Origin of the sequence: Psychromonas sp., from assembly GCF_047632955.1 — a bacterium.
Taxonomy (GTDB): domain Bacteria; phylum Pseudomonadota; class Gammaproteobacteria; order Enterobacterales; family Psychromonadaceae; genus Psychromonas.
In genome coordinates this window covers 66,359-79,873 of record NZ_JBLIED010000003.1, presented here as the reverse complement: position 1 = coordinate 79,873, position 13,515 = coordinate 66,359, and the positions used below count along the sequence as shown (strand labels likewise).

General features: G+C 41.5%; 11 protein-coding genes. 4 read left to right on the top strand and 7 right to left on the bottom strand.

Annotated features, from left to right (window positions below):
* Positions 1-172: 172 nt before the first annotated feature.
* Together ACJAZP_RS03590 and ACJAZP_RS03585 are read right to left on the bottom strand one after the other, a co-directional pair.
* Positions 173-520 (bottom strand): VOC family protein, encoded by a 348-nt coding sequence (locus ACJAZP_RS03590; RefSeq protein WP_415229362.1) that lies wholly within the window; start codon positions 518-520, stop codon positions 173-175.
* 159 nt (positions 521-679) lie between these two features.
* Positions 680-1,300 (bottom strand): potassium channel family protein, encoded by a 621-nt coding sequence (locus ACJAZP_RS03585; RefSeq protein WP_415229361.1) that lies wholly within the window; start codon positions 1,298-1,300, stop codon positions 680-682.
* Between the two features lie 589 nt (positions 1,301-1,889).
* Here ACJAZP_RS03585 and ACJAZP_RS03580 point away from each other — a divergent pair.
* Positions 1,890-2,552 carry a DUF2913 family protein gene (locus tag ACJAZP_RS03580; protein WP_415229360.1) on the top strand — a complete coding sequence of 221 codons (663 nt, stop codon included), beginning with the start codon at positions 1,890-1,892 and terminating at the stop codon, positions 2,550-2,552.
* Between the two features lie 38 nt (positions 2,553-2,590).
* Here ACJAZP_RS03580 and ACJAZP_RS03575 read toward each other — a convergent pair whose 3' ends face one another.
* The 3 genes from ACJAZP_RS03575 to ACJAZP_RS03565 all read right to left on the bottom strand — a co-directional run bounded on the left by ACJAZP_RS03575 (position 2,591) and on the right by ACJAZP_RS03565 (position 6,148).
* Complete coding sequence (locus ACJAZP_RS03575) at positions 2,591-3,130, bottom strand: NUDIX hydrolase (protein WP_415229359.1); 540 nt, start codon at positions 3,128-3,130, stop codon at positions 2,591-2,593.
* 121 nt (positions 3,131-3,251) lie between these two features.
* Positions 3,252-3,956, bottom strand: coding sequence for a tRNA (adenine(22)-N(1))-methyltransferase (locus ACJAZP_RS03570; RefSeq protein ID WP_415229358.1), 705 nt, complete (start codon positions 3,954-3,956; stop codon positions 3,252-3,254).
* An 8-nt stretch (positions 3,957-3,964) separates the two neighbouring features.
* Positions 3,965-6,148 carry a Tex family protein gene (locus tag ACJAZP_RS03565; protein ID WP_415229357.1) on the bottom strand — a complete coding sequence of 728 codons (2,184 nt, stop codon included), beginning with the start codon at positions 6,146-6,148 and terminating at the stop codon, positions 3,965-3,967.
* 101 nt (positions 6,149-6,249) lie between these two features.
* Here ACJAZP_RS03565 and ACJAZP_RS03560 point away from each other — a divergent pair, with 101 nt between their 5' ends.
* The 3 genes from ACJAZP_RS03560 (at position 6,250) to focA (ending at position 10,540) form a co-directional block, all read left to right on the top strand.
* Positions 6,250-7,224, top strand: a complete 975-nt coding sequence (locus tag ACJAZP_RS03560) for a Gfo/Idh/MocA family protein (RefSeq protein WP_415229356.1) — start codon at positions 6,250-6,252, stop codon at positions 7,222-7,224.
* 88 nt (positions 7,225-7,312) lie between these two features.
* The gene (locus ACJAZP_RS03555; protein ID WP_415229355.1) at positions 7,313-8,695 is read left to right on the top strand and encodes a DUF3943 domain-containing protein; all 1,383 of its coding nucleotides are present in this window, start codon (positions 7,313-7,315) and stop codon (positions 8,693-8,695) included.
* A gap of 321 nt (positions 8,696-9,016) precedes the next feature.
* Complete coding sequence (gene focA / locus ACJAZP_RS03550) at positions 9,017-10,540, top strand: formate transporter FocA (protein ID WP_415229354.1); 1,524 nt, start codon at positions 9,017-9,019, stop codon at positions 10,538-10,540.
* Positions 10,541-10,617: 77 nt separating this feature from the next.
* On the opposite strand, the gene ACJAZP_RS03545 is transcribed toward focA, so the two are convergent.
* Both ACJAZP_RS03545 and ACJAZP_RS03540 read right to left on the bottom strand, forming a co-directional pair.
* Positions 10,618-11,541, bottom strand: coding sequence for a LysR family transcriptional regulator (locus ACJAZP_RS03545; protein ID WP_415229353.1), 924 nt, complete (start codon positions 11,539-11,541; stop codon positions 10,618-10,620).
* Between the two features lie 408 nt (positions 11,542-11,949).
* A complete protein-coding gene (locus ACJAZP_RS03540; protein WP_415229352.1) occupies positions 11,950-13,449 on the bottom strand; it encodes a carbon starvation protein A in 1,500 nt (499 codons plus the stop codon).
* Positions 13,450-13,515: the final 66 nt, after the last annotated feature.

Sequence of the window (13,515 nt, the reverse complement as noted above, 5' to 3'; positions counted from 1 at the left end):
CAATAACCTGCAAAGTGTCATTTATCTGCTGATCCGTATAAGAGAAGAGCATTGAATATTAACCATAAAGAATGCAGTGTAGTGAAGCGTCACGGCAGTTATTACCTGCAAAAAAAATCTGAAAAAGTGATCGTGCTTTACACAGCTTAATGCTAGAGGGTTGGTTAGGCGATTATGCGCACTCTTCCGACCACACGGCAAACTCGTTACCGCTTGGCTCCAGAAAATGGAACCGGCAACCACCCGGAAATTCGAAAATGGGGCGATTAATGACTCCGCCATTTTTCTCTATTTTATCTAATGTCGCTTTAATGTTCGCGCTGTAGAAAACGATTAATGCAGCGCCCGAAGCGGTCTTTGATGACAGCTCTGATTGGAAAAAACCGCCGTTTAAACTTTCATCAGAAAAGGCTGTATATTCGGGGCCGTAATCGGTAAATGACCAGTTAAAAACCGCGCTAAAGAAGACTTTTGTTTGCTGCAGGTTTTTCGCTGGAAGTTCAATATAATGCTTATTCATAGTATTCCTTAATTATCGTTAATAGTGGTAAGGCGGAAACTAAAAGATGACACTGCTCCGCAGCAGGATGTTTTAATATAAGGTCAGTATAGCAAAGCGCAAAAATAGCGGTTCAATTTACGGGTAACCGCAGGACATACGTTGCGAAAAGGCTCATTACTAATTATCCCCTTCGGTGGTGATGTGCAATACATTGCCGTAATGTTTGCAGTGAACAGCATCATTATCGTGGCGATTGAGCCCGCAGGTTGGACACTCAAAACGTATTTTAACCGGCCGAAAGATGGTTTGAATCAGGCGCAAAAACAGCGAAATGCCGAATATTATGATCAGCACCGCCAGCAGATGTCCACCGGTAACCACCAGCTTGATATCACCAAAACCCGTTGTGGTTAACGTTGCAATAGTGAAATACAAAGCATTGACATAATTTTTTATGGCGGGATTGGCGCCTATCTGGCTGACATAAACGATGGCGGTAATAACAAAAATAAACACTAGCAGGTTAACAATGCTGAAAATCAGATCTTCATGTAAACGGACAAACCTTGATTGGCGGTGCAGATTTTTTAGCATGTGATAAAAGCGCAGCAAACGCAGTGAGCGTGATACGCGCAGAAAACTGAAATTTCCCGCCAGCGAGGGTGCTAATAAGGAGGCAATGACGATCAAATCTGCCAATTCAACCGGATCAAAGATATTGTGCAGTCGAGTTTTGCTGATAGTCAGGCGGGCAAAGAGTTCAAGCAGATAAAGAGTAGCAATGCACTGCTCGAGCATATACTGACCATCGATAGTGTGAAAAAATAAGCCGATGGCAAAATAAAGGATAGTAATGCCATCAAAGGCCAGTCACCCCCAACGAAAATTGCACGACCAGCTGATCGAGTCGTGATAGAGCAGATCGATGCGCTTACGAAATTCTTTACCAACCCCGCTCGGTGCTGGTTTCTTGACCACAATTTCTTATCTATCAGTTACTTAATATAAAAAGACTACCCGCTATCGGCACAACAATCTGTTATTAACTAAAGTGCATAGCATCATCGATACTGTTTCATTTTTGTGATTTAGCCAAGGGCATTGTGCTAATCAGAGTATTAGCGCAATAAAATTGTGGAGTCCACGGCCTAAAAGCATGATTGGTGTAACGGCTGCGTTAAACATCAAGTACGGGCAGTTTAATAATTGCGCTTAATCTAAGCAGATAAATGTTTAATGTTCCTCCCGATTGCATCGATCTTATTTGCTTAGGGCCGCTGCGAATTAAGGAGCGTTTTGATTAAAAAATTGAATATTATATTTGTGACCCGTTTGACTATATAATGCTTCAAAATCCAATTTGAATAGATAACCCATAAGGAATCATATGATTCACTTCTCCACTGAAATTTATAAACTGATCACCACCGCTTTAACTGAATTGTCTGATTCCCAAGATGCTCGTAGAACGCCGCATACCCCGCTCAGTGAAGCACATTATTTAGGTGCCTGGATCACAACGGCAATGAAAAACAAACGTTTTGACTCTGTTGTTCTGCCTACTTTACAGGGCTGGCAAAAACAAGCGCGCAGTCTTGGCAAAAATGCCGGACTGAAACAACAGTTTGCTTATTTACTAAAATGTTACAGCGTTGTGTTTGATGAGCAAAAAGAAATCCGTCTGGTCAATAAAAACCAACTGGAAAAACTTTTTGCTGTACTTGAAGAAGTGCAATGGTTGGTGACAACTGATTTAGCCGTTGGCGAAAGACTTAACCGCCACAGTGGTGGCAAAGAGTCATTGATCGTTTGTGCGCAGCAACTGGAAGATTGTTTTGATGAGCAAGGTGTATTAATCAAGCCGATTTCTTTATATGTGCGCGGCACTCTGCAAGATATTATTGATTTGGCCTTTGCCCAGGATCTGCTTTTATATAAAAAGGCCGATAATAAATCTAAAGTGAAATATCACGGCGAGTTTATCGTTTATCCAAATAATGATGGCAAATCTTTGCCTGAGCTTCCGAAGAAAGACAGCGAAGAGTCTTAATCACGGATTATTGCTGAATCACAGCGGGTTAATTCAACTCACGCATTAACCAGCTGTTTTTCTGCCAGCAACTCAGTAACAATTAATTGTAATAAAAAGGTTTCACGCGCTATCGACAGGCCTTTTTTATCACTGTTTAACATGGTTAATTGATTATGTTTTATTGCATCATAAATATTTAACCAAACCGGTTTCATGCCGTTTTTTATTTCATAATCTTCGTAGTTTGTGACCCCTAGTTTTGTATCAATCTCACATAGATAACAATATGATTTCATGTGCATGATTTCAAAACCGTCTCTATTCCAAGGGCGAAACTCTTCGTATAAACCAAAATTTTGTATTCCACGTATATTTTGCGCGCCGGTTTCTTCCTGCAATTCGCGGATTAATCCTTCCACCAGCCCTTCCTCTTTATCAACGCCGCCACCCGGCAGGGTATAATCATGGTAACGGGCGGTATAAAGCATTAAAATCATGTCGCCTTTTAATACAATTGCCCGAGCCGCATTACGCAAAAACGTACTTTTGTTTAATGAGGTGATATCGGGATGAATGGTGGTTTTTAACAAGCGCATAATAAGACTCTGGAATAATTTGGCCGCCGATGATATCAACAGACGTGCTGGGTTAATAGTAACTTTTTAACTGTTTACCTGTTTAATTAGTGTTTGCCCATCTTCAGTCAGAGGTTGAATTTCAACTGACACTTTGTCTATGCAGTAAGTTTTGATACTGATGAATAATGGCTTGCACATTAGTGAGCGGATTTTTGGCAATACGCTGGTAGTGTTTAATGTTTTTGTGCAGGTGATCAAGATGCGCCTGCTGAGAAAAATCCCACATTTTTGAACCCACCGTTGAAACCGGATCAGCCACATTCTGCGCCACGTGCAATATTTCATAACCGCGTTTATTTTCAATGATCAGGCTTTCAGCTATCAAACCTAACTGCCTGCTGATTAAAAATTCACGGACTTTATAATTATGATGAACGGGACACAAAATAAACTCTAACGGGTAATTACTGAACCGGCTTAAAATTGCCGTCATTAATGAAATGGTCAGCTCGCCTCCCACTCCTGCAATTACTATCAGGTGTTTATCACTGTCAGGATTTTCACAGACCTCTACTAAGGGTAAATTGATCACATCCGTGCAGTGCACCTGCCAGCGGCTTTTGCTCTGCATCTGCCCGTAATGGGTTTTTAAATCATCTTCTAATTGCCTTAATAAGACCGGCACAATATCCACAAAGTGAACAGTGTCGGCGGCCTGCCGCTTTAACAGGGTCAACCCGAGTAAGCCGTGGTCGCAGCAGCAATCCCAAATATGCTGGTAGGATTGCCCGATCATGGTATCGATTTGTTGTAAACGGCGACTCATTTTTATCTGATAATTCATCTCTGTTATCAGGCCGACACGTCAAGGCGCATGCTCAGTGCAATGCGTTTTCTTGGCAGATCAATTTCAACCACCCTAACCTGAACCAGCTGTCCGACTTTAACGATCGCAAAGGGATCACTGACAAAATTATCTGCCAGTTGCGAGATATGCACCAAGCCATCCTGATGCACGCCGATATCAACAAATGCGCCAAAATTGGTGACATTCGAGATAACCCCCTGTAACAGCATGCCTTCCTGTAAATCTGAAATTTTATTAATGTCTTTTGCAAAATCAACCCGTTGAAAACCGGGTCTGGGGTCGCGTTTAGGTTTGGCGAGTTCTTTGATGATTTCACTAATACTGATAACACCAAATTTCTGATCGGCATAATTTTGCGCATCGAGCGAATTTAACAACCCGGAATTGTTTAATAACTGCGGCACTTTAACCCCTTCCCGCGCAGCAATGCGTTTTACCAGATCATAAGCTTCCGGGTGAACAGCCGAGTTATCAAGCGGGTTAAGCGCATTGTTTATGCGTAAAAATCCGGCACTCTGCTGATAAGCTTTATCACCTAAGCGCGCGACTTTTTGCAGCGCCTGGCGGGATTTAAAAACCCCATTTTGATCCCGATAACTGACAATATTTTTAGCAACCGTTGAATTTAATCCAGCCACCCGTGCAAGCAAAGAGACCGATGCACTGTTCAAATCGACCCCCACTGAATTCACACAATCTTCGACCACACTGTCCAAACGTTGGCTTAAACTGCTTTGATTAACATCGTGCTGATACAAACCGACGCCAATCGCTTTTGCGTCTATTTTAACCAGCTCAGCTAAAGGATCCTGCAGTCGCCGTGCAATGGAAACCGCGCCGCGAATAGACACATCAAGGTCAGGAAACTCCTCGGATGCAAGCTCCGATGCAGAATACACCGAGGCACCGGCTTCACTAACGATAACCGTGGTTACCTCCTGACTTTGCTGCGCTAAGGTGTCGCGGATAAAATCATCGGATTCCCGCGAGGCGGTGCCATTACCAATGGCGATCAGTTCGACCTTGAAATCTTTAATTAATTTAAGCACTTCCTGTGCTGCCTGCTGGGTCTTATTAACCGGTTGATGCGGATAGATAGTTTTATAAGCCAGTAATTTACCGGTGTTATCAACCACGGCTAATTTGCAGCCGGTGCGCAAGCCGGGATCTAACCCCAAGGTTACTTTTGCACCTGCGGGCGCGGCCATTAACAGGTCTTTTAAATTAGCTGCGAAGTTACCCATGGCATTATCATGGGCGTCATCTTTTAAGCGGCTGATTAACTGCGTTTCTATCTGCCCGGCTAATTTACTGCTCCAGGCTTTATGGATCACTGTTTTACGCCAATTACCGACGGACAACTGCAACCAGGAAAAACCTAAATGGTTGGCAATTAAATTTTCACAATAGGAGGATTTGGTTTTTTTATCCTGCTTGGGATCTGCGTTTAAATCAAGTTTAAGCAGCCCCTCTTTTTTGCCGCGCAAAATAGCTAAAAAGCGGTGTGCAGGAATTTTACGGACAGGCTCCTGATAATCAAAATAGTCTTTATATTTTCCCGCGAGCGGCTCTTTCCCTTTTGCCACTTTGCATTCAAAAGCGCCATTGGCAAACAGATGTTGACGCAGTTTCCCGACGAGTAACGGATCGTTAACGATCCGTTCTAGGCAAATAAATAAAGCCCCCTCTAGAACGCTTTCAATATCAGCAAAACCCTTACTGGCATTGATATAATGCTTGCCTAAAGTCTGCGCAGCGCAGTCCGGTTGCATCCACAATTTATCGGCAAGGGGTTCAAGCCCCGCTGCAATCGCCAATTGCCCTTTACTGATTCTTTTACTCTTATAGGGAAGATAAAGATCTTCAAGGATGGTTTTATTATTACATTGCTTAATTTTAGCTTGTAACTCCGGGGTTAATTTTCCCTGAGAAATAATGGCTTTTAAAATGCTTTGGCGGCGAATATTCAATTCGCGTAAATAAATCAGGCGGGTCTCCAAAAGACGCAGTTGAATATCATCTAAGCCCTGGGTTGCCTCTTTACGGTAACGGGCAATAAAAGGCACGGTATTACCATCGTCATAGAGAGCAATAAAGGCGTTAACCTGCACAAGGGGAAGATTAACTTCATTTGCAAGCTGTTGATTGACTGGTGTCGTTGTTTTCATAATTATCTTTTTGGTTGTGTTATTTAAATATTTCATCATAATTGTGGCCTGCTCACATTTTTTGTTTTATTGTGACCAATGCCCATTTACAGGATGATAACATGATTAATTTTGCCGTTATCGGTAGCAACTGGATAACCGAAAAGTTTGTTAACGGGACATTAGTAAATAATGACCTGCGTTTAACAGCCGTTTATTCCCGCACTTTAAAGACAGCACAAAACTTTGCCAGTCGATTTAACGTGCAACTCTGCTTCAATGACCTGCAGGCATTGAGTCAATGTGACGATATTGAGGCCGTTTATATCGCCAGTCCGAATTCTTTACATTTTGAACATGTTTTACTGATGCTTGAAAATGGAAAACATGTTATCTGCGAGAAACCCCTGGCGTCTAATATTAAGCAGGTTGAAGCACTTTACCAAGCGGCGACTGCCAACAATGTTATTTTGTTTGAAGCCTTTAAGACAGCTTATTTGCCAAACTTTACACAAATTAAAAATAATCTCTATAAACTCGGGAAATTACGTAAGGCGCATATTAATTACTGTCAGTATTCCTCACGTTACCAAAAATATCTCGATGGTGAAAACCCAAATACGTTTAATCCGCACTTTTCTAACGGTTCGATCATGGACATCGGTTATTACTGCGTGGCTTTTACTATTGCCCTGTTTGGCAAACCAAAGCATATTCAAGCCGATGCGGTTTTACTGGATTCCGGCGTAGATGGTTGCGGTTCGGTACTGCTCAACTATGGCGATTTTTCGGTCACTATTGACCATTCAAAAATAAGTAATTCAGACCTGCACAGCGAAATACAGGGTGAACAAGGTAATATGCTGATTAAACACGTCTCTGAATGTGAACAGGTTACTTTAAGAGCAGAAAGTGTAACTGATATAACGCTAAATCAGCACGAAAACAGCATGAGTTACGAAGCGAGTTTTTTTGCCCGACAAATTAAGCAGGGCAAAATGGATTCACCAAGCGTTGAACGTTCCAAAATTACCTCTGCCGTTATTAGCGAAATTCGCCGTTTAACGGGTGTTAAGTTCCCGGCAGACAACCAATAATCGTATAATAAAAATAACTTCTCTAATATCAAACCTATATCACCGCTGATTTCATGGTCAGCAGGTGACTAACAACGAGTATTTCTAAGTGTTATTGTTAAAAAATAATTTTATCCGCAGCCTTACTTACCTAAGCATTATCGCCCTGCCGGTTAGCGTATCAGCAGAATCCGATGCAACGATAGATACCTCCTATCATACCAAAGTCACCAACTCAGCTTGGGAAACAAAAGATATCGATCAGAGTTTTTATAACTCCCCCTATGCGATTTCATTATTTAATCCAAAAAATGGGGAAGACGCTGACCGTTTATTAGACCAAACCTACACCGTATTTGGTGCCGGATTTGCGGTGATCGGGGTATTGAGTGTGATGCCGACTTCATTTACAAACTGGGAATCCACCGATGAAAGCCTGGGTCATAAGTGGCTGACTAACGTCGAGGACAGCCCGGTATGGGACAGGGATGATTGGTATATAAACGTCATTGGTCATGGTTATTTTGGCGGCGTTTATTACCAGGCGGCACGAAAATCTGGTTACCGCCAATGGGACTCCTTTCTGTACTCGTTTATGATGTCAACGTTTTACTGGGAATATGGTATTGAAGCTTTTGCAGAACGCCCTTCGATTCAAGATGTCGTCATTACGCCGGTCATCGGCTGGGCATATGGTGAATGGGCATATGATACCGAGCAGAAAATTTGGAACAATGGCGGCACCCTTTTCGGTTCTAAATTTTTAGGCGGTACCTCATTAATAGTGCTTGACCCGATTGATAGCCTTGGGCGCAATATAAACGCCCTGTTCGGTCACGATATTATCAAAGCAGGTACGGGCTTTATTACTCTGGACCAGCAAAAAACCGGTTATGGCGAACAAGTTGAAAATCAAGTTGGTTTTAAAATGCGTTTTGAATACGGCGGCGATGACAGTTCAGCGTTACCCGGGATCAGCAAAGACCGTAAAATCGACAACGAATATACAACATCTACCGTAGATCCCGTTGACACTGGCATTATAGGCTTTAGCTTGGGTACTGTGTATGTCAACCCGGATGACAGTTGGGGACTGACCGATGGTTATGGTTACCAGTGGTCTCTGGGTTTGTATTTTACTCGAAATATCTCAGCGCGTTTAAACTACAGCAATGCAGATTTAAGAGATAAGAATACCAATGAATCCGTTGGATACGAAAATTACGGGGTAGATGCACAGTATTATTTTAACAGTGAGGCTAATTTACGCCCCTTTATTACCACCGGTTTTGGCGAAACCATGTATAACAAATCCAGAGATGAAAAAACGCTTCAAATCAATGCCGGTCTGGGTTTACATTATAAAATAAACAATAAATGGGCGCTGCAGACAGATTGGCGTCATGTGTACACAACCATTCAGGCAACCAATGAGGATCAGCTCAGTACCTCGCTGATTTATAGATTTGGCAAAGGTGAATGGTCTTTGTAAGCAATCCCAACACAAAAAAAGACTGCTAAGCAGTCTTTTTTTATGAGCATAATTTCCCCCGAAATCCTCCTATCAATAAAAGTTAATGTCCTTCTCCCCCTATCCTCACTGCCTCACGGGCAATACAATTAATTACCTTTTGCACGAATACAGATATCAATAGTATTGAATATGACCTTAGAAATTATCCATTATTAATAAAGTGGTTATTACCCTATTGTGGTGGTGCGCTGAGCAACAGCGCTGACAAATATTCTTAAAGGGAATCATCTATGAAAACAACTAACACAACAAAAGCATTTATTGGAGGCATGATTTGTCATGACAGATGTTATGGACAGTAATAGCCCTATCAAACTTCTTAACACTTACCAAGCTGTGCCTGCTGTAAAAAACAGCCCGTTTCAAACTGCAGAAGATTATGGAATGGGTAAAGTTGCCAAAAAAGCAGCCAAGTCATTTTCACTTGCTATTTTTGCCGGTGCCTTTATTGCCATTGCTTTTGTTTTTTATATCACCGTAACAACCGGTGCTGAAGGCGCGCCCTGGGGCGTGATTCGTCTGATTGGTGGAGTCGCCTTCAGTCTGGGATTAATTCTGGTTGTAGTTTGTGGTGGAGAGTTGTTCACCAGTACAGTATTAACAACAGTTGCCTGGGCTCAGGGTTTCTTTTCAACCACGCAGTTATTGAAATGCTGGGTAAGGGTTTATCTCGGTAACCTTGTAGGTGCTGCATTAATGGTACTGCTTGTTATCACCGCTAAAATGTATCTCTTAGATGGTGGTAGTTGGGGGATTAATGCCATAGAGATTGCTCAGCATAAACTGCATCATACTTGGATACAGGCCTTTGCATTGGGGATTTTGTGTAATGTATTAGTCTGCCTGGGTATTTGGATGACCTTTACGACTAAGGATATGTTAACCAAATCCGTGCTAATGATTTTGCCGGTAGCAATGTTTGTCAGTAGTGGTTTTGAGCACAGTATTGCCAATATGTTTATGGTTCCTTTGGGCATTGTCATTAACGCCATCAGTGAGCCTGAATTTTTTATTGCCCATGGTTTTGTTGCGGCAGACTTTGCTGATTTGACCTGGTCAAACTTTATTAATCACAACTTAATCCCTGTCACCCTCGGCAATATCGTTGGCGGTGGTGTATTTGTAGGTTTGGGTTATTGGCTAACGGAGAAAGGCACCACGCTAAAAACAGAAAATACAGCCAGCTTCATTTCAACGCCGTCAAACAACACGCATCAGCCGAAAAATTTATCGGCAAACACACAGCCAACCAATTCAGGAGAGCCAAACATCATGAAAAACACACTAAATAAATTAACCGTAAACGACGTTATGGACAAAAACCCACTTGTATTGGAACAAACTGATTGTATTTATCAGGCACTTTCATTACTGGTTAAACATAATGTTAAAGGCGCGCCGGTTGTAAATAAGCAGAAACTGTTAATCGGTTTTGTATCACAGCAGGACATATTAAGATTATTGTGGTCAGAAGAATACGCGCTCGGATTATCTGTTCCAGTATCAACTGTGATGCAAACTGAAATTTTATCAGTCGGTAACGAACAACCTATCTCGGTACTGCTTGAATTTATGGTAGTCGATAAGGAAGCTTTATTTCCGGTGACCAATAGCGGTATGTTATCCAGCTATAATTATGAAAGTTATGACCAACGTTTAAAAGGTGCCTCAGCTAAACGCCCTTCTATCTATCCGGTTGTTAATCAAGGGGTTGTTTGTGGTGTGATTAGTCGCAGTCAAATAGCTGAGCTTATTACCCTGCACTGTTGCCCAGATGATAAACAACAGGTTGATGCTGCTTAAGTAAAATAGTTAAAATTATTAAAACGGATAAAACAAGCTTAACTTGTTTTATCCGTTTTTTCATACAAGCATTCAAGCTAGCTTAAGTTACTGTTATCCATCTGTTTTTTATAATAATTCACCAGTCTGCGCGCCTCTGCAATAACACAATCACGAAGCGGATTTTCACCGCTGTCTTTACGCCACACAAAGGACAAACTGCGTTTCATGTTCAGATCCGGTGTTGGCAGAATAACCAGTGATCCCTCTTTTACCTCTTTGATAACGTCTAGAAAAGGTAAACACCCTAAATAAAAACCATCTAGCACCAATGCCTTGATCACCGGAACACTGTCATACTCTTTCCACACATGAATATTATCAATTTGGCCCTGTACAGCGGCGTCAAAAATATGACGCGTTCCCGAACCGTGCTCGCGTTGAATCCATTTAGCCTGCTCTAACTGCGCAAGACTTATTTTTTCATGTCTGGCATAGGAATGATTTGGATTAGTAAAAACAACCAGGTGATCCTCTAACAGGGTTTCCTGATGAAGACGATGGTCATCATTACGCCCTTCGATCACTCCCATCTCATAATCATGATTAATAACACCTTGAACAACCAGCTCGGTATTTTCAACCTTCAATCCAATTCGCAATTCGGGGAAGTCAGTATCAATTTTACTGATAAGCGAGGGTAAAATATGCTCCGCTGCCGTTTGGCTTGCACAGATTGAAAATTGACCGCTAATGGACTGTTGATCATGCAGACCCAGTTCAATTTGCTGAGCATCCTGTAACAGTTTTTTTGCGCGCGGGCGCAGCCAGCGTCCCCAGTGACTTAGTAACAATCTGTTACCCTGACGCACAAACAGCGGACGATCTAATACATTTTCAAACTGTGAAAGTGACATACTCACGGCGGACTGGGTCATGGATAATTTTCGTGCGGCAGCACTTACACTTTCCTGGCTGGCAACAGCATCAAAAACAGCCAGCTGTTTTAAAGAATATTTCATCAATCTACCTTAACTAAGATTTTATTATGATCAGAATACAGACAAACCAAGTATCAATTTAATTGATACTTGGTTTCTTAGGATTTTATCTATAATTTATTGTTTTTACAAAGTTAATTAATTCTTTATTGAAATCACCGAGATTAAACAGATATTTTCCTGTCGCGCAGATAATTTAATAAAAAAAGATTGGTAAACATTGGTTGTAAAGGTGAGTTAGTTTATTTGTTTGTTTGTTTGTTTGTTTGTTCAGGAAGAAAAAAAGCGGAAGGCAGCGTATTTGCATATTGATTGAATTAATATTTAAAATAAAGATTCTGTAACTGTAATTTTTATAAGATAAAAAAAGTGGTTATTCGATTTCGAATAACCACTATGCTTTGAGTTTTATTTCTATTTTATAATCGTTTAATTTGTTTCACTCGCGGTCTGATTAGTGACGTGTCCCTGCTCACCATCAACAACCTCGTCCTCTACTATCTTACCTTTTGAGCGTTTAATAACATAAACAGTGATCATTAGCGCGGTTAGGATTCCAACGACGGTTGAAATATTCATTGCCAGTCCAAAACCAAGGGTTGAATTATTTAAAATGAAAGTGACAACAACGGTGGTCATAAACATCGCCGGTACGGTGGTTATCCAATGGAATTTATTATGACGTGACAGGTATGCTGTCGCGGTCCATAACATCATCACAGCGGTGGTTGCATTAGCAAAACCAAAGTAGCGCCAAATAATTCCGAAATCTACCTGAGTAAGGATTGCACCTATAACAAACAGCGGCATCGCCATTAACAAACGATTACGGATAGATTTTTGTTCCATATTAAAGTATTCAGCCATAATTAAACGGCTAGAGCGGAACGCTGTATCACCAGAGGTGATAGGCAAGATAACCACACCCATGAATGCCACAATACCACCGAACATGCCCAACAGACCAATCGATGAATCATAAACAACACTGCCTGGACCACCGTTAAGAATCGCTTCTGATAAGCCATCTACAGAATCAAAGAATGATAATGCCAGTGCACACCAGATTAATGCAATGATGCCTTCACCAATCATCGCACCGTAAAATACGAAACGACCACTGCTTTCATTTTCAACACAACGTGCCATTAGCGGTGATTGTGTCGCATGGAATCCAGATATCGCACCACAGGCAATAGTAATAAATAACGCAGGCCATAATGGTAAATCATGGGGGTTCATATTAACGAACATTTGGCTCAATTCATAACCGCCTAATACACTATGATCACTTGAGAAAGCCAATGCTGTCATCAGACCCACGGACATAAATATTAATAACGCGCCGAAGAAAGGGTAAAGACGTCCAATCACTTTATCAACCGGCACCATAGTCGCAAGAACATAATATGCGAAGATAATCCCAACCATAATAATCGTCGGCATTGCCAAATCAGTTTGTGAATTAACCAGATTGGTTATCATGCTCGCGGGGGCAGATACAAACACAACACCAACCAGTAAAAGTAAAACCAGGGCGAAAATATTCATAAAGTGTTTTGCGGTTGGGCCAAGATATTTACCGGCCAATTTAGGCACCGATGCACCACCATTACGTACGGATAACATACCCGAGAAATAGTCGTGTACTCCGCCGGCGAAGATACAACCGACAACAATCCAAAGCATCGCAGCCGGGCCGTATAACGCGCCCATTATTGGCCCGAAAATGGGGCCCACACCGGCAATGTTTAATAACTGAATTAAATAAACTTTTTTAGTTTTAATTGGCACAAAATCAACACCGTCCTGTTTACTAAAAGCGGGTGTTGTACGTTTTTTATTGACGCCAAAAATCTTTTCAACAATGGCCCCGTAGATATAATATCCACCGAGCAGCGCTGCAACACAAAATAGGAACCAAATCATATTATTCTCACTGTATTTAAGTTAATTAAGAAAGGTAAACAGGAGTCAAATAGAGAGGTTGATATT

Excerpts from the sequence above, each read along its gene's own strand:
- ACJAZP_RS03540 (WP_415229352.1), bottom strand. The coding sequence starts at position 13,449 with ATGATTTGGTTCCTATTTTGTGTTGCAGCGCTGCTCGGTGGATATTAT.
- ACJAZP_RS03575 (WP_415229359.1), bottom strand. The coding sequence starts at position 3,130 with ATGCGCTTGTTAAAAACCACCATTCATCCCGATATCACCTCATTAAAC.
- ACJAZP_RS03580 (WP_415229360.1), top strand. The coding sequence starts at position 1,890 with ATGATTCACTTCTCCACTGAAATTTATAAACTGATCACCACCGCTTTA.
- ACJAZP_RS03590 (WP_415229362.1), bottom strand. The coding sequence starts at position 520 with ATGAATAAGCATTATATTGAACTTCCAGCGAAAAACCTGCAGCAAACA.
- focA (WP_415229354.1), top strand. The coding sequence starts at position 9,017 with ATGACAGATGTTATGGACAGTAATAGCCCTATCAAACTTCTTAACACT.
- ACJAZP_RS03545 (WP_415229353.1), bottom strand. The coding sequence starts at position 11,541 with ATGAAATATTCTTTAAAACAGCTGGCTGTTTTTGATGCTGTTGCCAGC.
- ACJAZP_RS03565 (WP_415229357.1), bottom strand. The coding sequence starts at position 6,148 with ATGAAAACAACGACACCAGTCAATCAACAGCTTGCAAATGAAGTTAAT.
- ACJAZP_RS03570 (WP_415229358.1), bottom strand. The coding sequence starts at position 3,956 with ATGAATTATCAGATAAAAATGAGTCGCCGTTTACAACAAATCGATACC.
- ACJAZP_RS03560 (WP_415229356.1), top strand. The coding sequence starts at position 6,250 with ATGATTAATTTTGCCGTTATCGGTAGCAACTGGATAACCGAAAAGTTT.
- ACJAZP_RS03585 (WP_415229361.1), bottom strand. The coding sequence starts at position 1,300 with ATGCTCGAGCAGTGCATTGCTACTCTTTATCTGCTTGAACTCTTTGCC.